Origin of the sequence: Burkholderia sp. AU38729 (genome assembly GCF_020419725.1) — a bacterium.
In the GTDB taxonomy this organism is placed as follows: domain Bacteria; phylum Pseudomonadota; class Gammaproteobacteria; order Burkholderiales; family Burkholderiaceae; genus Burkholderia.
In genome coordinates, this window is sequence record NZ_JAIZQO010000004.1 from 330534 (window position 1) to 353424 (window position 22891).

Genomic DNA, 22891 nt, shown 5'->3' on the forward strand with positions numbered 1-22891 from the left:
TGCGCTTACCTCGCGGCAGTCGTGGTTGCCGGGCCCGTACAGCCCGGCAGGCTCGCCATCACGTCGGCGACGAAACGTTCGGTATCCCAACTGTGGTCCACCGTCGCGCCCAGCCGCGTGATGACCGCGCGGCACGACGGCACGATCACCACCAGCTGGTGATTGAAGCCGTCCATCATCATCAGGTCCGCCGGCAGCGACGGAAACCGGCGCGCGCCGCCGACGCCGGCGTTCAGCCACAGATGCGCGCCGAGCCGGCCGTCGTGCCGCGCCGCCTGGGGCGTCGCCATGAAGCGCACCCAGTCCGGCTCGACGATGCGCGTGCCGCGCCACACGCCTTGCTGCAGGATCAACTGGCCGAGCTTCGACCAGTCCCGCGCCGACGCCAGCATGTAGCTGCCGCCGACCAGCGTGCCCGACGCGTCGGGCTCCATCATCGCGGTGCGGATGCCGAGCGGCTCGAACAGCCGCGCCCGCGCGAACGGCACGATGTCGAGCGGCCGCGGCGAGATCGCGCGCGCGACGATCTTCGCGACCAGCACGCTGCCGCCGCTCTGGTAGTCCACCTCGCGGCCGGGCGCGACCTTCAGCGGCCGGCTCGCGACGAAGCGCGCCATGTCGGTCGACTGGTACAGCATCTTCGTCGTGTCCGAGCCGGGCAGATAGCCTTCCTGGTAATCCAGCCCGCTCGTCCATTGCAGCAGGTTGCGCAACTGGATCGCCTGGCGCGGATCGCCGGGTTGCGCCCAGTCGTCCAGCAGGTGATCCTGCGTGAGCGTCAGCTTGCCGTCGCGGGCCAGCACGCCCGCCAGCAACGCGGTGACGCTTTTCGTCATCGACCAGCCGAGCAACGGGGTGTCGGCCGTGACGCCCGGCGCGTACCGCTCGCCGACGAGCTTGCCGTCCTGCCGCACGACCACGGCCAGCGTGTTGCGCAGCGACGCGGGCGACGGCTCCGCCATCGCGCGATCCAGCACGGCGCTCAGCGCCGGCAGCGGATCGGCCGGCGCGACATCGTCGGCGTTGCCGTAGTGGTCGACGTAGCCGGCATCGGCCGCGGCGGGCGGCAGCGCGAGGCCGCGGCCATCCGCGCGCAATGCGTCGATCGCGCCGGCCGGCGCGATCGTGCAGCCGAGGCCCGGCCGGTACAGCGCGACCGTCGAACGCAACACGCCGAGCCCGGCGGCCTCGACGGTCTGTCGCGCACGGTCGATCCGGTACGTGACGAAGTTGAACAACGGATTGATCGGCTTGACTTCGCGCGCGAACAGCGCACGTGCATCGCCGTCGCCGCCGGCGAGCGCGCGCACGCACAGGTAGTGCGACGCGTAGCCGGTGGCGGCGGGCAGCGCCCAATACAGCAGGCCCGCGGCGATCACCAGCAACAGCACGGCCGTGGCGGCGAGCATCTTGAAGGCGGCAGCGACACGGGACGGATGACGATCCGGCATGGGAGTGATTTCCTGGTTCGACGATTCGACGAGACGAGACGACACGAAACGATGCGGGCGGCCGCGCGGCCGCCCACGCTCAGAGGATGATTTCCTTCTTCAGGTACAGCCGCTCGGACTGGATGTCGTGCGCGTGACAGCGGGCGATCAGCTTGTCCGATTCGACGATCGGCAGCGACGTCGGCGCGTAGTCGATGCTGGAGATGAACTTGAGCCACGGCTCCGCGCCCATCGCATAGACGAACACCTGGCGCGGCGCGAAGCACTCGACCAGCGGCCACGCGCGCGCGCAGTCGGAGCCGTTCAGCCGGCGGTTCTGGTCGAACTGCCGCCCGAGCGGCTCGTTCAGCAGCGCGCCGTACAGCCAGGACATCGGCGCGCCTTCGCATTCCATGCCGATGAACAGCGTGCCGATCCGGCCGATGCGCTGCGCGATACGCTGGTACAGCTCCGGCTGCAGGTTGTTCGAGTCGGCCGCGAACAGCATGCTCTTGCCGTCCACCTTCAGCGCGAACGCCATCTTCGCGGCGATATGCAGATCGCCGTGCTCGCCGAGGAACGGCAGCGCCACGATCTCGCCGCCCGGCACGGGCACGCTGTCCAGCTCGCCGACCTCGACCACCCGCTCGAACCCGCACGCCTCGAGCGCGAGCCGGATCGACGGGTCCTGCAGGAACCCGCCGTGGCTGCGCGGCACCACCAGCGTGCCGATCCGGTGCCGCAGCTGCAGCAGGCTCTCGAGCACGATGTGATCCTGGTGGTTGTGGGTCAGCAGCACGTAGTCGATGCGCTCGGGCAGATCCGCGAACGTGAACGGATCGTCGCCCTGGCCGAGCGGATAGCCGACGATCGGATCGGTCAGCAGCGAAAATTCCGCGGTTTCGACCAGCACCGTCGCATGGTTGAAGTAGCGCACCCGCACCGGCTGCCCCGCACGCGCCGGCGCCGACGGCGGGCGCGGCGGCGGCGCGTCGGTGAACCAGGTTTCGAGCGCCGCGCGCCGCTCGGCACCGCCCTCCGCGTGAACCAGCAGGCGATCGATCAGGTCCGGCGCGGCGCCCGCGTGGCGGGCCGCGAACAGTTCGTCGTACAGCGCATCGCGGAACGGCAGGCGGATCTGCACCATGTGCTCGTCGGGAAAGCGCGGCGTGCTGAGCATGAAGCTCCGGTCGTCGCTGGTCGCGAGGAAGCCGTTCACGCTCTGCAGCGCGTCGAGATAGCCGGCGCTGTCGTACAGCAGCCGCTCGAACAGCCGGTACGACGCGTGGCCGCGCAGGTCGTAGCCCAGCTCGACGACACCCTTCAACGGCTCGGGCACCCGCGCATACAGCGGCGACAGCGTGTCGCCGCCCCCTTCCCGCGCGAGCAGCTCGTCGAGCTCGCGCAGCGCGTCCGCCAGCGCCAGCAGCGGCGCGGCGCGCGTGCGGGTGTCGCGGATCAGCGCGTCGACCGCCGGCACGAGCTCCCGGCCGCCGTTGAGGAACGGCCCGCCGGCCATCTTCGCGGCGGAGCGCCGGTGCAGCTCGGGTGCGCGGATGAAGGATTCCATGATGCGCAGGTGCACCTGCTTCATCACCAGCGCGCAGGTCGCCGGCTGCAGCAGGAACGTCCACGCATACCACTGATTGACCAGCGGTTCGAAGACGACGTTCGGTTTCAGGTAGATCGGGGTCATGTCAGGAATGATCGTGTTCGACTACGGGAACGGCGGCGTCGGCGACGAGCGCGAGCGCAGCCTCCATGTGCTCGCGCCACCGGCGCAGCAACCGTTCGGCGGTGGCGCGCGTGTGCACGGTGTCGCTGTAACGGCACTCGAATGCGAGTTCGCCGTCGCCCGCGACGCAGACGAGGTTCAGCAGGTGCGAACGTTGGTCGGTCGCCGCGCGGTCCGCGCCCACCGCCTCGGGGGCGGCGGAGAACCACGCGGAAGGGCGCGCGGCGGCCGCCGAGACGAAGTCGACGCTGACCTGCGGCTGCACGCAACGCCGCCACGCGTCGGCATCGACGCCGGCGGGCGGCGGCACGTCCGCGCCGCCCAGCGCGGCCGGCGGCAGCGCGGCGAGCGCCGCCTCCCACGCGCGCAGCGCGGCGACGCCCGGCGCGCCGGCGTGCTGCGGCAACAGCAGCGGCACGTCGCAGACGAAGCAGCCGAGCGCGCGCTCGACCGCCGGCCCGTCGTCGAGCCAGTCGCGGCCGTGCCGGCCGAGATCGGCGACCACCGCGCCGCCCGACCACTCGGTCAGCGCGCGCGCGGCCGCCGCGATGGCGACGGTGGCGGCTTTCACGCGCAGGCGCTGCGGCACGACGGTGAGCATCCGTCGCGCCGCGTCGCCCGTCAGCCGGTCGCGCACGACCTGCTGGCTGGCCTCCGCGTTGTCGCCGGGTGCCGCGTGCCGATCCCGCGGCAGCGCGACGTTGGCCGCCATCGACGCGAAGTACGCGGCGGTCTCGCCCGCCGCCCGCGCGGCGGCGACGCGTGCGTCCAGCGCCCGCAGATAGGCCGGGTACGCCAGCGTCGGCGCGGCCAGTGCCGGCGTCCGGCCGTTCGCATGCGCCGCATATGCGTGGGCCAGGTCGTCCAGCAGCACCGTCCAGCCATGGCTGTCCGCCACCAGCCCGTGCACGACGAGCAGCAGCCGGTCGCCGGCCGCGCCGCATCGGTAGTGCGCGATCCGCACCAGCGGCCCGTGCGCGAGATCGAAGCCCTGCTGCAGCGTCGCGCCGTGCGCGGCGATGAAGCGGGCCGCGTCGTCCGCCGTGCCGAGGTCGTGGCTGCTGAAGCAGCGCTGCACGGCGTCCGCGTCCGCCGGCGCGATGCGGCCGGCCAGCGCGTGGGCATCGAATACGCAGCGCAGCCCCGGGTGCGCGTCGAGCAGCGAGCGGAACGCGGCCCGCAGCGCGTCGGCGTCGAGCGGCTGCGCCGCCTGAACGAGCAGCGAGCGGTTCCAGTGGTGCGCGTGCGGGCGCTGCAACACGCGCCGCTGATACGGCGTCAACGGGAACCCGGACGCGTCGTCCGCCTCCGGCCGCACCGCCAGCGGTCGCAGGCAATCGGCCAGGTCCGCGAGGGTCGAGGTCGAGAAGAAGTCCTGAGGGTCGACCGTCCAGCCCGCCCGGTTCAGTTGCGCGACGGCGCGCAACACCAGGATGGAGTCGCCGCCGAGCCCGAAGTAGTTGTCGTCCCGGCCGATCCGGTCCAGCCGCAGCACGTCGCGCAGCACCGCCAGCAGCGCGCGCAGCGGCGGCGCTTCGTCGCCGTCCGCGGCTTCGTCGGGCAGCACCGCCGTCGACACCCACTGGCGGTCGATCTTGTCACCGGACGTCTTGGGCAGCGACGGCACGATGGCCAGCGCATGCGGCACCAGGTGCGCCGGCGCCACGCGGCGCAACGCACGCAGCCGCGCGCGCGCCGCGTCGCGTGGCGTGGCCGGTGCCCCTGACGCGTCGGGGCCCACGACGATGAACGCCTCCACGCGCGGCGCCGGCGCATCGGGCCCGCTCGACAGCCGCACCGCCGCCTCGCGCACGCCGTCCTGGTCGAGCAGCAGCGCCTCCACCTCGGCCAGGTCGACGCGAATCCCGCGCACCTTGATCTGGCGATCGCTGCGGCCGAGGTAGACCAGGGCGCCGTCCGCGTCGCGACGCACGAGGTCGCCGGTGCGATACATGCGCGCGCCCGGCTGGCCGGCGAACGGATCGGGCAGGAAGGCAGCGGCCGTCTGCCCGGGCCGGCCCGGATAGCCGCTCGCGAGCGCACTGCCGCCCAGGTAGAGCTCGCCGCGGCACAGCGGCGGCACCGGTTGCAGGTGCGCGTCGAGCACATAGGCGGTGGTGCCCGGCAGCGGCGCGCCGATCGGCACGTCGCGTTCGTCCGGGCGCGCGGCGGCCGGCACGTCGTGCACGACGGACGTGATCACGCTTTCCGTCAGCCCGTACGCGTTCATGAGCGCCACGCGGCCGCCCGTCACGGCGCGCCATGCCTGCACCGCCGCGAGCGGCACCGTCTCGCTGCCCGTCACGACCAGGCGCAGCCGCGCCGGCAGCGCGGCCTCGCCGAGCCGGATCGCACGCACCCATTCGCGCCAGAACGACGCGGGCAGGTTGAGCACGGTCGCGCGCCGCGCATCGAGCAGGTCGCTGAACGCACCGAGCGTCGGCCATGCCGCGCGATCGAGCAACAGCAGGCAGGCGCCGGCGGACAGCGTCGTGAAAATCTCCTCGATCGACACGTCGAACACGAGCGACGAGAACTGCACGACGCGATCGTCGGCGGTCATCCGGTACGCGGCGCACAGCGCCTGGACCTTGTGCGCGACGGCCCGATGACTGACGTCGACGCCCTTCGGCACGCCGGTCGAGCCGGACGTGAACAGCGTATAGGCGGCCTGCCGCGGATCGATGCACGCGGGCAGCGCGCCGGCGGGCGCATCGCCCAGCGCGGCGAACGCGATCGCCGCGCATCCGGGCCATGCCGGCGCCGCCGCCGTGGCGTCGTGCACCAGCAGCACCGGCGCCGCCTGCGACAGGATCGCGTGCTGACGTGCGGCCGGCGCGGCGGGATCGAGCGGCAGGTAGGTCGCCCCGGCGCGCAGCACGCCGAGCAGCGCCACCAGTGCGTCGAGCCCCGTCGGCAAGCACAGCGCGACGCGGTCGCCGGTGCGCACGCCGTGCGCGAGCAGCGCGCCCGCGACCCGGTCCACCCGGGCCCGCAGCGCCCCGTAGCTGAGCGTCTCGTGCGCGGTGGCGACCGCGGGCGCGGCGTTGCCGGCCGTCAGCGTGCCCGACAGCAGCGACACGAGGTCGGACGCCGCCCGCGCAGGCGCGTCGACGGTCCCGGACGCCGCCTGCCATGCCTGCCGCTGCGCGGCCGACAGCACGCCCGCGTCGCCCAGCGGCGCATCGTCCGGCAGCGTCAGCAGCAGGTCCAGCGCCGCGTGGAACTGTTCGACCACCTCGTCCGCCTCGCCCCGCTCCAGCACGCCGTCGCGTGTCAGCAGCACGCCGCCGTAGCCTGCGCCGTCGCGATGCAGGTTCATCGTCAGGTCGTATTCGGTTTCCGTTTCCGGCGTGTCCTCGAACGCGACGTCCAGCGCACCGATCCGCACCTGGCGAACCGGCGCCTCCTGCATCGAGAACACCACCTGGAACAGCGGCGTCAGCGACGCGTCGCGCGGGCCGGCGAAACGCTCGACCAGCTTTTCGAACGGATAGTCCTGATGCGCGTGCGCGGCCATCACGCAGTCGCGCACCCGTTCGATCCATGCGCGCGTGCTGCTGGCCGCCGGGAACGCCACGCGCAATGCGAGCAGGTTGACGAAAAAGCCGACGAGCCCTTCGGTGCGGCTCGACGCGCGGTTGGCGACCGGCGAGCCGACCACCAGGTCGCGCTGCCCCGTGCGCCGCGACAGCATCAGCAGGAACGCGGACAGGAACACGACGTACGGCGTCGTCCGCAAGCGCCGCGCCAGCGCGTCGACCTGCGCGGCGCGCCCGGCGTCCACCGCGACGCGGCCGCTGTGCGCGAGACGCCCGGGCGTGCGCGCGCGGCGTCGGTCGCCGCCGAGGTCGAGCACCGGCGCGCCGTCCAGGTGCGCCCAGAACGCCTCGTGCGCCGCGTCGTGCCCGGCGGCGAACCGCGCCGCCTGCTCCTCGCTGTAGTCCGCGTAGTCCCACGCGGGCGGCGCGGCCTCCGGCGCGCGCCCCTGGCTCGCCGCGCCGTACAGCGACGCGAGATCCTGCGCGATCAGCCGGAACGACCAGCCATCGACGACGATGTGATGGAACGACATCAACAGGCACGCGCGGCGCGGCCCGAGTTCGAGTAGCCGCGCGCGGAACAGCGGCGGCCGCGCGAGATCGAACGGCTCCGCCCGCAGCGCGTCGCGATGCTGCGCGATGAACGCGCGCAGCGCGTCGTCCGTGTCGTCCGTGTCGCCGGTGTACGCATGGATCGACAGCGCGACCGCCGCATCGGCATGCACGTGCTGCTCGCCGCCGCCGTCCGGCCCCTCGTGGAACGACGTGCGCAGCACCGGATGGCGCGCGACCAGCCCGTCGAGCGCCGCGTGCAGCGCGGCGCGGTCGACGTCGCCGTGCAGATGCAGGCATTGCGGCAGGTGGAAGACCGAACCGCCCATGCCGAGCCGTTCGAGCGTCCACAGCCGGCGCTGCTGGAACGACATCGGCGCGCGGCGCGGCCCGGCGGCCGGCGGGCCATCCGGCGTCGTTGCCGCCCGCTCGGCGCGCGGCGCGGGTTCCGCCTGCATGCGAATCGCGCAGGCCAGCCCGTCGATCGTCGGCGCACTGAAGAACGCCTCGAGCGTCAGCTCCGCATTCAGCCGCTCGTGAATCCGCGCGAGCACGCGCCCGGCCAGCAGCGAATCGCCGCCCAGCGCGAAGAAATCGTCGGTCGGCGTGATCCGCTCATGGCCGAGGCATTCCGTCCAGATGCGCGTCAGCGCATGCCGCACGTCGTCGGTTTCGACCGCTGCGGCGCGCGGGGTGTCGACCGCAACCGGTGCAGCAACCGGTGCAACGGCCGGCGCCTGCGGCTGCGCGCGCTCGATGGGGCCGCCCTGCTGGGCCGGCAGCCAGTGGCGCGTGCGCTCGAACGGATAGCCCGGCAACGGCAGCCGCTTGCGGCGCTCGCCCGCGTACGCGTCGCGGCTCGTCAGTCGCGCGCCCTTCGCCCACAGCCGGCCGTAGCCGGCGAGCAGGGTCGCCATCGTGCGCGGCGCGCGCTCCGTGAAGCTGGCCAGCACCGCGTCGGCCGGCGCGCAGCGATGCGCGCGCACCAGCGCCGCCAGCACGTCGCGCGGGCCGATCTCGACCCACAGCGCGTCGCCCAGCGCCGCCAGCGTCCGCACGCCCGCCGAAAAACGCACGGTGCCGAGCACGTGCGCGGCCCAGTACGCGGGATCGGTGGCGCGCTGCGCATCCAGCAGCGTGCCGTCGAGGTTGGAGATCATCGGGATGCGCGGCGCGCGCAGCGTCATCGTCGCGGCATGCGCGTGCACGCGCGCGGCCGCGTCGGCCATCATCGGCGAATGGAACGCATGCGACGACGCGAGCGGCGCATGCGCGACCCCCGCGTCGTGCAGGTGCGCCGCGAACGCGTCAACCGCGTCCACCGGGCCGGACACCACGCACTGCAGCGGCCCGTTGACCGCCGCGATGGCGAGCGTCGGCGGCAGCTGCGCGGCCAGTTCGTCCTCCGCGATCGATACCGACAGCATCGCGCCGGCCGGCTGCGCCTGCATCGCCGCCGCGCGTGCCGCCACGAGGCCGACCGCGTCGTCGAGCGAGAACACGCCCGCGCAGCACGCGGCGACCAGTTCGCCGAGGCTGTGGCCGATCAGGTAGTCCGGCGTCACCCCCAGCGCAGCCCACGCCTGATACAGCGCGTACTCGTACGCGAACAGCAGCGGCTGGACCAGCGCCGTGTCGGTGGTGCTCGCATCGCCCAGCAGGTACGGTTCGAGCGCCAGCCCGGCCGCCCCCGCGAACCGCCCGCACACTTCGTCGAGCGCGGCGCGGAACACCGGGTGCTCGCGATGCAGGTCGCGCGCCATCCCGGCGGCCTGCGCGCCCTGCCCGGTGAACAGGAAAATCACCGGGCGCGCGTGCGGCGCGTCGCCGGTGGCCGGCCACTCGCCCGCGGCCAGCGCGTCGAGCGCCGTGTCGCGCGACTCGGCAATCACGAACGCACGGCACGCGTGATCCTGTCGGGCGGCCTGCAGCGTATGCGCGACGTCGGCCAGCGCCCATTCCGGGTGGCGGCGCCACGCGGCGGCGAGGCGGTCCGCCGCGCGCCGCAGCCCGTCCGGCGTGGCGGCCGACAGCCGCAGGCAATGCGCGGCGGCGGCCGTCGGCGCATCCGCCTCGGGCGGCGCGGCTTCCAGGATCACGTGCGCATTGGTCCCGCCGATGCCGAACGAGCTGACGGCCGCGCGGCGCGGCGTGCCGCCGTCCGGCCAGTCGGCCGCTTGCGCCGTGAGGCGGAAGGCCGCGTCGTCGAGTTCGAGCAGCGGGTTGGGCGTGTCGAAGTGCAGCGTGCCCGGCACCGTGCCGCGTTCGAGCGCGAGCGCCGCCTTGATCACGCCCGCGAGCCCCGCCGCGCTGTCCAGGTGCCCGACGCTCGTCTTGACCGCGCCGAGCAGGCGCGGGGCGCGTGCCGGGTGCTGGCCGTAGGTCGCCTTCAGCGCGGCCATTTCGATCGGATCGCCGAGCAGCGTGCCGGTGCCGTGCGTCTCGACATAGCCGACCGACGCGGCGTCCACGCCCGCGTCCGCCAGCGCGGCGCGGATCACCCGTGCCTGGCCCGCGGGGCTCGGCGCGGTGTAGCCGGCCTTGTCGTGGCCGTCGTTGTTGATCGCGGAGCCCTTGACGATCGCATACACGTGATCGCCGTCGCGGCGCGCAAGATCGAGCCGCTTCAGCACCACCGCACCCGCGCCGCTGCCCTCGACGGTGCCGCTCGCGGCCGCGTCGAACGCGCGGCAATAGCCGTCCGCGGAAAAGATCCCGCCGGTGCGGTGCAGGTAGCCCGGCACGCCGTCGACGCCGATCGACGCCGCGCCCGCGAGCGCGAGTTCGCAGTCGCCCTGCGCGACCGCGCGCGCGGCCATGTGCAGCGCGACCAGCGACGTCGAGCACGCGGTGTTCAGCGTGACCGCGGGGCCGGTGAGGTTCAGCCGGTAGGCGATCTGCGTCGCGGGCTGGTTCAGCACGTTGATCTGGTACAAGCCGAGCGCGTCGACCGCGTCGCGATTGCCGAGCACGTGGTTCGCGAGGTACTGGCTCGCGCCCACGCCGACGTAGACGCCCACGTCGCGCGCGAGCCCGGGCCCCGCATAACCGGCGTCCTCGAGCGCGCGGTAGCTTTCCTCCATCAGCTTGCGTTGCTGCGGATCCATGATCTCGGCTTCGCGCGGCGTATAGCCGAAGAACGCGGCGTCGAAACAGTCCGGATCACGAATCAACCCGCGCGCGGCGACGAAGCGCGGATTGCCGAGCAGGTCGTCCGGCACGCCGAGCGCGCGCAGCCGCGCGTCGTCGAGCCGCGTGACGCCGTCCTCGCCCGCGAGCAGCATGCGCCAGAACTGCTCGACGTCGTCCGCGCCCGACACGGCCGCGCTCATCCCGATGATCGCGACGTCGCGGCTGTCGACGGGCGATGCGCTCGCGACCGCGGCCGCGCCGTCGGCATCGGCATCGGACGACGACGTGCCGGACGCGGACAGCCAGCCGGCCAGCGTGCGAATCGTCGTGTAGCGGAACAGGTGATCGATGTCGACATCGCGGCCGAATGCGCGACGCAGCCGCGCCTGGCACTGGATCAACGCGAGCGAGTGGCCGCCGGCGTCGAAGAAGTTGGTGTCCCGATCGATCTCGGCGACGCCGAGCACGTCGCGCCAGATTGCCGCGACCGCGCCCTCGGCATCGCCGGGCGTGCGGGGTGCGGGGCCGGCGGAATCGGTAGCGCCCGCCGCGTCGAGCGGCCAGTCGGCCAGCCGGAGACGATCGATCTTGCCGCTGCCGGTCATCGGCATCGCGTCGAGCACGACGATCCGGTCGGGCACCATGTACGGCGGCAGCGCCTGTTGCGCATGCGCCTTCAGCGCGCCATCCGGCAGCGCGCCCGCCGCCTGCACGAACGCGCAGAGCACGGCGCCCGCGCTCCCCGAACGCGCGAGCACCGCGACCTTGGCGACCCCCGGATGGCGGCCCAGCACCGATTCGACTTCGCCCGTCTCGATGCGGAAGCCGCGCACCTTGACCTGCTGATCGTCGCGGCCCACGAATTCGAGGTCGCCGTGCCGATCGAAGCGGGCCAGGTCGCCGGTGCGATACAGCACGCGATCCGCATCGCCGGTCGCGTACGGATTCGGCACGAAGCGCTCCGCGCTCAGCTCGGGCCGGTTCAGGTAGCCCGACGCCAGCGCGCGCCCGGACAGGTAAAGCTCGCCGGTCACGCCGATCGGCAGCCGTGCGAGATCGGGCGCGAGGATATGCGTGCCGACGTCGCCCACCGCGCGGCCGATCAACACGGGACCGCTCGCGCAGCGCCATACGGTTGCGTAGATGCTGGCCTCGGTCGGGCCGTAGGCGTTGAACAGCGGCGCATGCGGCAGCACGCGCGCCGCCAGCTCGACGGTCGCCGGCAGCAGCGGCTCGCCGGCGGCGAACACCGCGCGCAGCGGGCTCGCCGCGCCGGCGTCGAGCGACTGCAGGAACAGGTGCAGCATCGACGGCACGAAATTGACCACCGTCACGCGATGCTGCTCGATCGCGCGCTGCAGGTAGCGCGGATCGTACTGGCCGTCCGGCCGCGCAATCACGATCGCCGCGCCCTTCATCAACGGCCACAGCATTTCGGTAAGCGAAACGTCGAACGATTGCGCGGTCTTCCACAGCACGCGGTCGCCCGCGGCCAGCGGATACGTGCGGGCGAGCGCGTCGAACAGCGCGAGGATGCCCTCCTGGCGGCACAGCACGCCCTTCGGCGTACCGGTCGAGCCGGACGTATAGAGAATGTAGGCCGGGTCGCCGGGGCTGACGCGCCGCGCGGCGGCCAACGCGGCCGGGCCCGCTTCCGCGAGCGCCGCCTGCTCGACGAAGCGCACGCCGCACGCGCGCAGGCAGGCGGGCGCGGCGGCATCGCCGACGATCGCCACCGGACGCGCGTCATCCACCATGAAGCGATGGCGCGCTTCCGGCAACGCGGGATCGAGCGGCAGATACACGGCGCCGATCCGGAACAGCGCGAGCACGGTCCGCAGCGTCGCCGCCGTGCGGCCCGCGCACACCGCCACGACGTCGCCCTGCCGCACGCCCAGCGCGACGAGCGCGGCGGCGTGCCGGTCGCACTGTTCGAGCAGCGCCGCATAGGTCGTTTCGCCCGCGTCGTCGATCAGCGCGACGGCGTCCGGCGCGGCGGCCGCGCACGCGGCGAGGCGCTCGCCGACGCTCGCGCCGGCCGGCCGCCCCGGCTTCGGCGCCGCCCAGTCGTCGAGCCGCGCGAGCGTGGCAGCCAGCAGCCACGCCGCCGCGGGTGCGCCGGCAAGCCGCCGCAGCGCTTCGTGCTGCGCGTGCGCGATGTCTTCCGCGTCGGCGCGCCGCAGGCTGTCGGCCCGGTAGCCGACGATGCAACGCAGCCGCTGGTCGCTCGCGGAGACGGAAAAATCGACCTGCACCGGAAAGCTGTTGACCGCATGGCCGTCGCGGCCCGCGAGCATCCGCACGTCCGCGTCGTCCAGCTCGCGCAGCACGTGGAAGCTCGTGAAATTGAACAGCACCTCACCCAGCTCGATCCCGCCGTTGTCCTGCCGGATCTGCTGCGACGGATAAAAGCGGTGCCGGAAAATGCCCGACTCGATCTCGAACACCTGCCGCACCTGCGCGACGGGCGATGCCGCGCCGTCGAGCGCCGCGCGCACCGGCACCGAATTCAGGAACAGCCCGACCGCACGCGCCGCATGCTCGGTCTCGGGCCGCACGTGCGTCACCATCGACGTCAGCACGTCGCGCCGCCCGCTCAGCGCCTGCAACGCGCGCAGGTGGGCAGCGAGCAGCACGCTCTTGAGCGGCACGTTCGCGTCGCGCGCGAGCGCGCGCAGCGCCGCCTCCAGCTCGGCGGAGACCTCGACCTCCAGGTAATCCACCCGTTCGTCCGCCGCGTCGCCCGGCAGCGGCGCGCGGCGCAGCGACAGCGCCTGCGCGCCGTCGAGCTGGCCGCGCCAGAAATCGCGCTGGGCCGGATCGGCGAGCGCGGCCTGTTCCAGTTCGATGAAATCCCGGTAACCGGCCTGCACCGGCTCGTCGTCCCGCGGGTTCCGCGCGCCCGTCAGGCCCGCCGTGTAGAGCCGGATGAATTCGGCGGTCAGCGCGGCCTCGCTCCAGCCGTCGAGCATCGCGTGATGGAAGCTCCACACCAGCTTGAAGCGCTGCGCCGCCAGCTTGAACACGAAGCAGCGAAACAGCGGCGCGGCGGCGATGTCGAACGCGGCGAACCGCTCGCCGTCCATGAACGCGGCGATCCGGGCGGCCTGCGCCGTCGCGTCGAGCGCGGTCAGGTCGGTGACCGTCAGCGGAATGCGCGCCGTGTCGAACACGAGCTGCAGCGGCACGCTGAACCCCTCCATCCGCAGCGCGGTGCGCAACGCCGGATGGCGGGCCGACAGCCGGTCGAGCGCATGGGTAAGGCACGCTTCGTCGTACGCATACGCGACCTCGTAGCCGATCACGTCGTGGTACACGCTCGAGCGCTCGTGGCGCAGGCCGTGATAGAGCATCCCCAGTTGCAGGCGGCTGAGCGGATACGCGTCGACGACGCCGGCCGGCAGCCGCGCGCGGTCCGCTTCGCTCGTCAGCGGCGCCCGGGCGACCGCGGCCTCGGCCGGCGCAACTGCAACGGCGCCTGCCCCCGCGCCGCGCTGCCGCTCGATGTGCTCGCCCAGCGTCCGCACGCTCTGGTGGACGAACAGGTCCTGGATCTCGAATTCGAGCCCGTGGCGCTGCGCCTGCGCCTTCAGCCGGATCGCCAGCAGCGAATCGCCGCCGAGATCGAAGAAGCCGTCGTCGAGGCCGAACCCGCTGCGGCCGAGCACGTCTTCCCACAGCGTGCGCAGCACGCGCTGCGTGTCCGTCAGCGTCTCGGGCGCCGCGTCGACGGGCGCTTCGGCCGGCGTGAGCCGCGCGAGCGCGGCCCGGTCCACCTTGCCGTTCGCCGTCAGCGGAATGTGCGGCACCGCGTGGAAGCGCGCCGGCACCAGATGATCCGGCAGCGACGCCCGCAACTGCGCGCGCAGGCCGGCTTCGTCCGGCACGTCCGCGCCCGTGCCCGGGCTTGCGGTCCAGTACGCGACGAGCTGCTTGTCGCCCTGCGGCGTCGCATCGACCGTCACGACGGCGGCTTGCACGCCGCGGCACGCGGCCAGCGCCGCCTCGATTTCCGCAGGCTCGATCCGGTAGCCGCGCAGCTTCACCTGCCGGTCGCGCCGGCCGAGGTAATGCAGCGCGCCGTCATGCGCCCAGTAGCCGACGTCGCCGCTGCGGTACATGCGGGCGCCCGGCTCGCCGCCATGTGGATCGGGCACGAACGCGGCAGCAGTCAGATCCGGCCGGTTCGCGTAGCCGTGCGCGACGCCGGGCCCCGCGATGTAGAGGTCGCCCGCCGCGCCGGCCGGCAGCGGATTCAGGTCGTCGTCGAGCACATACACCGACGTGCCCTGGATCGGCATGCCGATCGGCACCGTGCGCCCGGCCGCCAGCGCGCCGCGCACCGGGTACGCGGTGGCGAAGGTCGTGGTCTCGGTCGGCCCGTAGCCGTTGACCACCTGGCCGTGTTCCAGCAGCGCGCGGGCGCGCGCCACGTGCGGCAGCGACAGCACGTCGCCGCCGCAGACCAGGTAGCGCAGCTGCCGCAGCGCGTCCGGCGCGTGATCGACCATCGCCGCGAACAGGCCGCTCGTCAGCCACAGGATCGTCACGCCCGCGTCGACCAGCAACGGCCCGAGCTGGTCGAGCGACGCGTCGCGCCCGACCGGCACGACGAGCGACGCGCCGTTCAGGAGCGCGGTCCAGATCTCGAACGTCGACGCGTCGAATGCCGTCGGCGCGAACTGGAGGAACACGTCGTCCGGCGTCACGTCGAGATAGGCCGGCCGGTAGGCGAGCCGCAGGATCGCCTGTTGCGGCACGATGACGCCCTTCGGACGATCGGTGGTGCCCGACGTGTACATCAGGTACGCCGGCATGTGCGCCGGCAGCCCGCTCGCGACGAACGCGCCGTCGCGCGCGGCGATCTCGTCGTCGTGGTCCTCGAGGACGATCAGGTTCAGATAGCCGTCGCGCAGCGCATCGGTGCGCGCCACCACGTCCTCGCGCGTGACGATCACGCTCGCCTGGCTGTCGTCGATCAGGAATCGCAGCCGCTCCGCCGGATAGCGGCTGTCGAGCGGCACATACGCGCAGCCCGCGTTGAGCACCGCCAGCATCGCGACGATCAGCTCCGCGCCCGGCTCGAGGCACAGGCCGACGGTCGAGCCCGGCGACACGCCGAGATCGCGCAAGTGATCCGCCAGCCGGTTCGCGCGGATGTTCAGTGCGTGGTAGTCGAGCGTCGCGTCGCCGTGGCGGATCGCCGTGCGGCCCGGATGCTGCCGCGCGAGCGCGTCGATCACCGCGCCGATCGAGTCGGGCAGCGGCTGGCCGAGCGGCCGGCTCTGCCAGCCGCGCAGCGCGTCGAGCGTGGCCGCGTCGCCGCGCGCGAGCGTGCCGAACGGCGCGTCCGGCTGCGCGGTCAGCGCGTCGAGGTACTGCGCGTAGGTGCGCGACAGCCGCTCGATATCGGCGGCCTCGAACAGATCGGTGCGGAACACCGTGCAGCAGCGCACGCCGTCGGGCGTCAGCTCGGCGAACAGCGTCAGGTCGAACTGCGCGTAGCGGTACAGGTCGTCGCGCACCGTCATCGCCGGCATCCCGGCCGGCGTCGCCGGCTCGGCGGCGCCGGGCACCGCGCCTTTCGTGTCCTGCAGCACGAAGTTGACCTGGAACAGCGGGCTGCGCGCGGCATCGCGCGCGACGCCGACCTGCTCGACCACCTGGTCGAACGACACCGCCTGATGCCGCAGCGCGTCGGCGACGGTGTCGCGCTCGCGCTCGACCAGCGCGGCGAACGTGGCGCAGCCTTGCCGCGCGGTGCGCAACGCGAGCAGGTTCGCGAAGAAGCCGACGATGCGCTCGCTGCCCGGATGCACGCGGTTCGACGCGGTCGTGCCGATGCAGAAGTCGTCCTGGCCGGCGTAGTCGCCGAGCAGGCACCGCCATGCGGCCAGCATCACGGTGAACAGCGTGCCGCCCTGCCGGCGCGCCAGCGCCTCGGCCCGCGCGCGCACGGCGGCGGGAATCGTGAAGAACACCAGTTCGCCGTCGTGCGCGCGCCGCGGCGGGCGCGGCAGCGCGAACGGCAATTCGAGCGTCGTCGCGCCGGCCAGCCGGCCCTGCCAGTAGGCGAGGCTCGGCGCGCTGTCCGCGGCGCCGCGCGCCTGCTGCCACAGCGCATAGTCCGCATAGTGCGGCTCGTCGTCGGCCGGCGGCTCGAGCTCGCGGCCCGCCAGCCGCGCCGCGTAGGCCCGCCACCAGTCGGCCAGCATCAGTTCCAGCGACCACCCGTCGACGATCAGGTGATGGGCGGTCAGCACGAGAATCTGCCGGGCGTCGCCGACACGATGCAGCGACACGCGCAGCAGCGGCCCGTGCGCCAGGTCGAACGGCTGCGCGATTTCGGCGGTGATCGCGCGGGCGATGTCCGCGTCGGTCGCGCCCGCCGCATGATGATGGACGGGCAGCGCCGGATCGAGCTCGGGGTGCACACGCTGGTACAAGCCGCCGTCGCGCGCGTCGAACGTCGTGCGCAGCGCCTCGTGCCGCGCGACCACGTCGCACAGCGCCGCCCGCAACGCCGCTTCGTCGAGCGTGCCCGCGATCTCCAGCACGTGCGGCACGTGGAAATGGCCAGCGCCGCCGCTGATCGCCATCTGCACCCACATCCGCACCTGTTCCGCCGACGCGGGCAGGTCCGCCGGCCGCGCCTGGCGGGTAATCGCGTCGCGGCTGCCCGCGCCGCGCTGCCTGCCGAACGCTTCGAGCAATTGGCGACGCTTGTTTTCGGTGGAATCGTTATGCGACATCAAACCAGCTCTCCCGACGATGAAAACAGTGTGAGTAGTTCGTCCATGTCGTCCGGCGCGAGGCGATCGAGCAGCGCGTCGAGGCGGTCCTCCCGCTGGGCCTTCTGGCCGAGCGCGACCAGCACCTGGGCGCTGAACCGGTCGAGCTGCGGTGCGCCGAACAGCAGCGGCGGCGACAGCAGCAGCCCGTAGCGCCCATTCAGACGCGCGATCAGCTGGATCGCCTGCACGGAGCTGCCGCCGAGCATGAAGAAGTGATCGTCCGGCCCGATGTCGGCGACGTCGAGCACGGCCGACCACTCGGCGGCGACCTCGGCCTGGAACGGTGTCTTCGCACGCACCTCGGCGCCGCGCGCGCGCGTCTCGAGCGCCGCGTCGGCGAGCTGGGCCAGGCGCTTGCGGTCGATCTTGCCGGCCGGCAGCAGCGCGATGCGCTCCACCACGTCGATGCGCGCCGGACGCATCGATTCGGGCAGCCGCGCGGCCAGCTCCGTGTGCAGCGCGTCCACCGGCCAGCTGTCCCACCCCGCGGCCGGCTCGACGAACGCATGCAGCAGCCGCACGCGCCCGTGCACTCGCACCGGCACCACCGCGCACTGCGCGATGCCCGGCAGCGCCAGCAGGCACGCCTCGATCTCGCGCAGTTCGATCCGGTTGCCGTTGAGCTTGACCTGCTCGTCGCGCCGGCCGAGGTAATGCAGTTCACCGTGCTCGCCGAACATCGCGATGTCGCCGGTGCGGTACATGCGCGCGCCCGCACGGCCCGCGTACGGATCGGGCACGAAGCTCGCCGCGGTGAGATCCGGGCGGCCGACATACCCTTGCGCGAGCCCCGCGCCGCCGATGTACAGCTCGCCCGCGCGGCCGGGCGCGCAGGGCTCGAGGCCCGCGTCCAGCACGTACAGCGACACGTTGTCGATCGGCCGGCCGATCGGCACGCCGGCGCGCGCGTAAGCCTCGCCCGGCGCGCAATGCCACACGCTCACGTCGATCGCCGCCTCGGTCGGCCCGTACAAGTTGGCGAGCCGCACGCCCGGCAACAGCCGGTGGAAGCGCTCGGCCTGCTCGGCGAGCAGCGCCTCGCCGCTGCAGACGACCAGCGCGAGATCCGGGAAGCGCTGCCCGGGCACCGCGTCCAGGAACGCGTTCAGCATCGACGGCACGAAGTGCGCGACCGCGATGCGCGCGTGGCGCAGCAGCGCCGCCAGCCCGGCCGGGTCCTTGTGCAGCTCCGGCGGCGCGATCACCAGCGCATGCCCGCTCTGCAGCGTCCACAGGAATTCCCAGACCGACACGTCGAAAAAGTACGGCGTCTTCTGCAGCACGCGCACCGGCGCGGCGTCGGCGAGCAGCGAGCCGTGCCAGTCGAGCCGGTTGACCAGCGCGCGATGCGTGTTGGCGACGCCCTTCGGCGCGCCGGTGGAGCCGGACGTGTAGATCACGTAAGCGATCCCGTCCGGGTGCAGGCGCCGCGCCGGCAGCGGCTCGGCGGCGAGCCACGCCGCCCGGTCGTCCAGCGCATGCCGCGCGGCCGGCCCGGCAGGCAGGCGCGCCAGCAGGTGCCGCTGCGTGAGAAGCAGCGCGAGCCCGGCATCGTCGACGATGCGCCGCAGCCGCTCCGGCGGCGCGGCGGGATCGAGCGGCACGTAGGCCGCGCCCGCGCGCAGCACCGCGACGATCGCCAGCACCATTTCCGTCGAGCGCTCGCAGCACAGCCCGACGAGAGCCCCCGGCGTCACGCCGCGCGCCGCGAGAAAACCCGCAAGCCGGGCCGACAGCGCATCCAGTTCGCGATAGGTCAGTTGCTCCGCGCCGAACTGGACGGCCGGCGCATCCGGCGTCGCGGCGCACTGCGCGGCGAAGCGGGCCGGCCAGTCCGTCGCGTCGAGCGGGCGCGCGGGCCCGTGCCAGTAGCGCGCGAGCCGCGCGCGCTGCTCCGGCGCCAGCAGGTCGACCGCGAGCGCGGGCTGCGCATCGTCGTCCAGGTACGCGCGCAGCAGCCGGCCGAAGGACGCGGCGAACTCGCCGATCCGCGCCGCCGGCACGCGGCCCGTGTCGTATTCGAGATTCACGTGCAGGCCGTCGGGCGTCAGCTGATACGCGAAGTTCAGGTCGAACGGCCGCTCGGCGGCGACCGCCGGCAGCAATTCCGCTTGCACGCCGTGGAAGGTGAGCGGGGCGTCCTGCACGAAGAACGCTTCCGTCACGCCGACGTTGAAGACGGGCGCATCGGCCAGCGAGCGCGTGCGCCGCAGCGCCGTGACGAGGTCGGTCAGCGACAGCTGCTGATGGCACTTGGCCTCCGCACGCTGGGCGGTGGTGCGCGCGACGATGTCGATGAACGTGTCGCCCTGCCGCAGCGAAAAGATCATCGGCAGGTTGTTCACGAAGCATCCGCTGGCATCGCGAAAACCCGGCGAGCGCATGTTGACGGGATAGGTCACGACCAGCTCGCGCACGTCCTGCCAGCGGGCCAGCGCGATCGCGAACAGGCTCGACAGCACGAGAAACGGTGTCGAGCGGCTCGCGCGGGCACGCGCGCGCAGCCGGCGCGTGATGTCCGCGTCGAAGCGCAGCCGGTGGATGCGCCCCTCGCCCGGAGCGGCCGATGCCGCTGCCGATGCCGCTGCCGCTGCCGCCGCCTCGAACTCGAACCCGAGCGGCGCGTGCGCCAGCGCACCGAGCCAATAGGCGAGGTCGTCGTCGTAGCGCGGCGACGCGCGGTACGCGGCTTCGAACGCGAGCTGCTCGCCGAGACCGCGCAACGTGCGGGCGGGCGCCGGGCCCACGCCGAGCGCGTGGTTGTACAGCGCCGTCAGCCGCTGGTTGATGTACACCGCCGAAAACGCATCGGAGATGATGTGCGGAAAGCTGAGCACGAGCCGGTGCACGTCGGCCTCCTCGCGCAACAGCGCGAAGCGAAACAGCGGCGCGTCGTCGAGCGCGAACACGTGCGCCGCGCGCGCGGCGATCCATGCGTCGGCCTCGGCGGCGTCCAGCGCCGGCGCCGCCCGCGCGTCGCGGTAGTCGAGCGCGACCGTCATGCGGTCGTGCACGTCCCGCACCACGCCGGCATCGCCCATCCGGAACGTGCTGCGGCATCCTTCGTCATGCTCGTGGACGAACGCATCCAGCGCGCGCCGCAGCGCGTCGCGATCCAGCGGACCCGACAGGCGGTAGACGAGCGCGGTCGTGTAGGCCGACGAGTGCGGATTGAGCTGCCACTCGAGCCAGAAGCGGTACTGATAGGCTGAAAGCGAAGTGGTACGCATGGTAGCCCCTGTCTGGATGCATGAAGGACGTGAAGGACACGAAGGACGGCGCGGCGGGTCGCGCCCGGCGCGCCGCGCGTCAACGGACCGCGTGGCCCGCGACGTCCGGTGCCGCGAAGTGTTCGGCGATGCAGTGGCGCAGCCGCGGCCCGAACACGGCGGCGATGTCGTCGGCCGAGTACGGCGCGATGGCGTCGTCGATGCCGAGCGTGCGATCCACCTCCTGCTGGAGCCGCGTGAAGATCCGCTGCGCGGCGCGCTCGTCGTGCAGGTACGTATTGAGCGCGTCCGCCGTCGCCCGCGCCGCCGCCGCGTCGAGCCCGTGCGCCGCGAACGCGTCGGCCGACCATGCGCCAGCGTCGCGCGGCGCATCGCGCATCGCGTCGATCTCCGCCAGCAGCGCCGGCCCGTGCGCGCCGAGCGTGGCCACGCACATCCGGTCCGCCGCGGCGACGAGCTGGTTCAGCCCGGCCGTCATCTGGCGCAGCACCGTCCCCGCCGGCCATTGCCGCGCACGCGCGATCTCGGCCTCGTCGCCCTGCAGCAGCATCGCCAGATCCTCGCGGGCGATTTCGTGCGCGAGCGGGCTCGTGTGTTCGGTGGACCAGTCCTCGAAGCGCGCCAGCGCGTCGCGGAACGCGTGCGTGCGCGCGTGCCCGGGCACCGCGTCGAGCGCGACGATCAGCGCGCGCAACTGCTGCGCCGCGCGCACCGCGAACAGGTATTTTTCGGCTTCGAGCTTCAGGAACGCCGCCGCGTAGCGGTAGAAGCCCGGCTCGGCCGCGCTCGCTTCGGCGCCCGCCAGCGGCGCCGGCTCGATCATCGCGCGATAGGCCTGCTCGACCATCGTCTGCGGCCCCGCGCACACCGAGTTGCGGCCGACGAGCAGGCCCGCCGCCTCGGCGACCAGGTAATACGCGTCGCTGGCGAGACACGGCGCGGCCGGATCGCCGCCCGACGCCATCCGCTTGATCAGCGAGATATGCACGATCCGGTGCATGCCGAGCGAGATCCGGTAGATGATCGACGGCACGACCGGAATGGCATCCGGGTCGGCCGGCTGCTCGCGCCGGCGGATCAGGTACGCGGGCAGCAGCTGGCACAGCTTGCTGATGAACCACAGGTCGAGCATCGACACCGCGCCGTCGTGGCCGCGCAGGCGGCAATACCCTTCGCGCAGCGTCGAGATGGTCGGCAGCACCAGGTGCCAGTGGTTCGCGAACTGCCGCAGCGACGAGATGTTCATCGGCAGCGCGTGATGAAACCGGCTGCCCTCGTACTCGCAGCGCGCGGCTTCGATCTCGATGCCGTCGCGCGCGTCGGCCGGCGCGATCTCCTCGCCGAGCGGGCGAAAGAAGCTGTCGCGATACGCGACCATCGAGCCCAGCATCGAGCGCCAGTAGAACTCCGGTTTGTCGAGCGCGCGCGGCCCGTGATAGCCGGTCGCGTACAGCGCATCGATGACGGTGAAATCAAACTCGTTCTGCATCATGGCTTCCTGGAGAGACACGGCCGCCGGCGCGGCGGCCCGATAGAACGAACGGCGTGGCGCCGGCGCGTCAGCGCGGCATCGACATCGGCTTGCCGGCCGTGCCAGCCGCGCGGCCCCACCGGCGCGCGAGCGCCTGCCACAGGCTCGCGAGCTCGACCCGGCAGAAGGTCCGCACGGCGCGGGGCGACCACCACCAGTAATTCACGTTGATCGAATCGCTCAGCGATTCCACGTAGTGCCACCAGCCGGGCGGCAGGTACAGCACCTCGCCCGCCTCCAGCACGAAGTCGTGGCGCGGCGCCGACTGCACGCGCGGAAACCGCACCGGGTCCGGATCGCTCATGTCCACCGGGCTGAAGATCACCGGCAGGTCGCGGCGCTGCCGGTAATACACGTTGGCGGACTGCCCCGGCGCGAACAGCACCCAGCGCTTGCGGCCGTACACCTGCACGTTCAGGTTCTCGTGCCGGTCGAAATGCATCGGCGACGAGATCCCGGCGGGGCCGAGCCAGAAGCCCGGCCGCAACACCAGCCTGCGCCGCAGCCAGTGCGGCATCCAGCCGGGAAAGCCGTGCTGCTCGTGCAGCGGCGCGATGTCGTCCTTCAACGCCGGCGCCGTCGAATAGATCGCCGCGTAGGTGATGTACGCCGTGCGGGCGCTGCCCTGCGCCTGCATCGCCCGGATCGTTGCGCCCAGGCGTGCGGTCTCGTAGCGGCGCGCGCCCAGGTACAGGTCCGGCTGCGTCGGCGTCGGCGACAGCTGCGAGGTCTCCACCGTGATCTCGTGCTCGCCGTAGCGCTCGACGAAGAAATCCGGCGTCCAGCGCGTGCGCGCGGGCCAGGCTTCGATGAAGCCTTCCAGCACGGCCGGATGCTTCAGTCCGGCCAGAACGTCGCGCATGCTGCGGCTGCCGTCATAGCGAATCCGCGGCATCGGCACAATCTTGCTGCCAGTCATCGTGGGGCTCCTGTCGACGGGAAGAA

General features: G+C 72.8%; 6 protein-coding genes. All 6 read right to left on the reverse strand.

The features are described 5' to 3' along the window. Window positions 1-5 precede the first annotated feature (5 nt). Window positions 6-1451 carry a serine hydrolase domain-containing protein gene (locus LGM56_RS13665; protein ID WP_226205114.1) on the reverse strand — a complete coding sequence of 482 codons (1446 nt, stop codon included), beginning with the start codon at window positions 1449-1451 and terminating at the stop codon, window positions 6-8. 79 nt (window positions 1452-1530) lie between these two features. Then, window positions 1531-3126 carry an MBL fold metallo-hydrolase gene (locus LGM56_RS13670; protein ID WP_226205116.1) on the reverse strand — a complete coding sequence of 532 codons (1596 nt, stop codon included), beginning with the start codon at window positions 3124-3126 and terminating at the stop codon, window positions 1531-1533. Between the two features lies 1 nt (window position 3127). Beyond that, window positions 3128-17143: a non-ribosomal peptide synthetase/type I polyketide synthase gene (locus LGM56_RS13675; RefSeq protein ID WP_226205118.1), complete on the reverse strand. Its 14016-nt coding sequence runs from the start codon at window positions 17141-17143 to the stop codon at window positions 3128-3130. Then, on the reverse strand, window positions 17143-20415 hold the full coding sequence (locus LGM56_RS13680) for a non-ribosomal peptide synthetase (RefSeq protein WP_226205120.1): 3273 nt from the start codon (window positions 20413-20415) through the stop codon (window positions 17143-17145). Before LGM56_RS13680 ends, LGM56_RS13675 begins: the two co-directional genes overlap by 1 nt. A gap of 79 nt (window positions 20416-20494) precedes the next feature. Further along, on the reverse strand, window positions 20495-21904 hold the full coding sequence (locus tag LGM56_RS13685) for a hypothetical protein (RefSeq protein WP_226205122.1): 1410 nt from the start codon (window positions 21902-21904) through the stop codon (window positions 20495-20497). A 70-nt stretch (window positions 21905-21974) separates the two neighbouring features. Then, entirely contained in the window at window positions 21975-22865 is an 891-nt protein-coding gene (locus LGM56_RS13690) for a cupin-like domain-containing protein (RefSeq protein ID WP_089476359.1), read from the reverse strand. Window positions 22866-22891 lie beyond the last annotated feature (26 nt).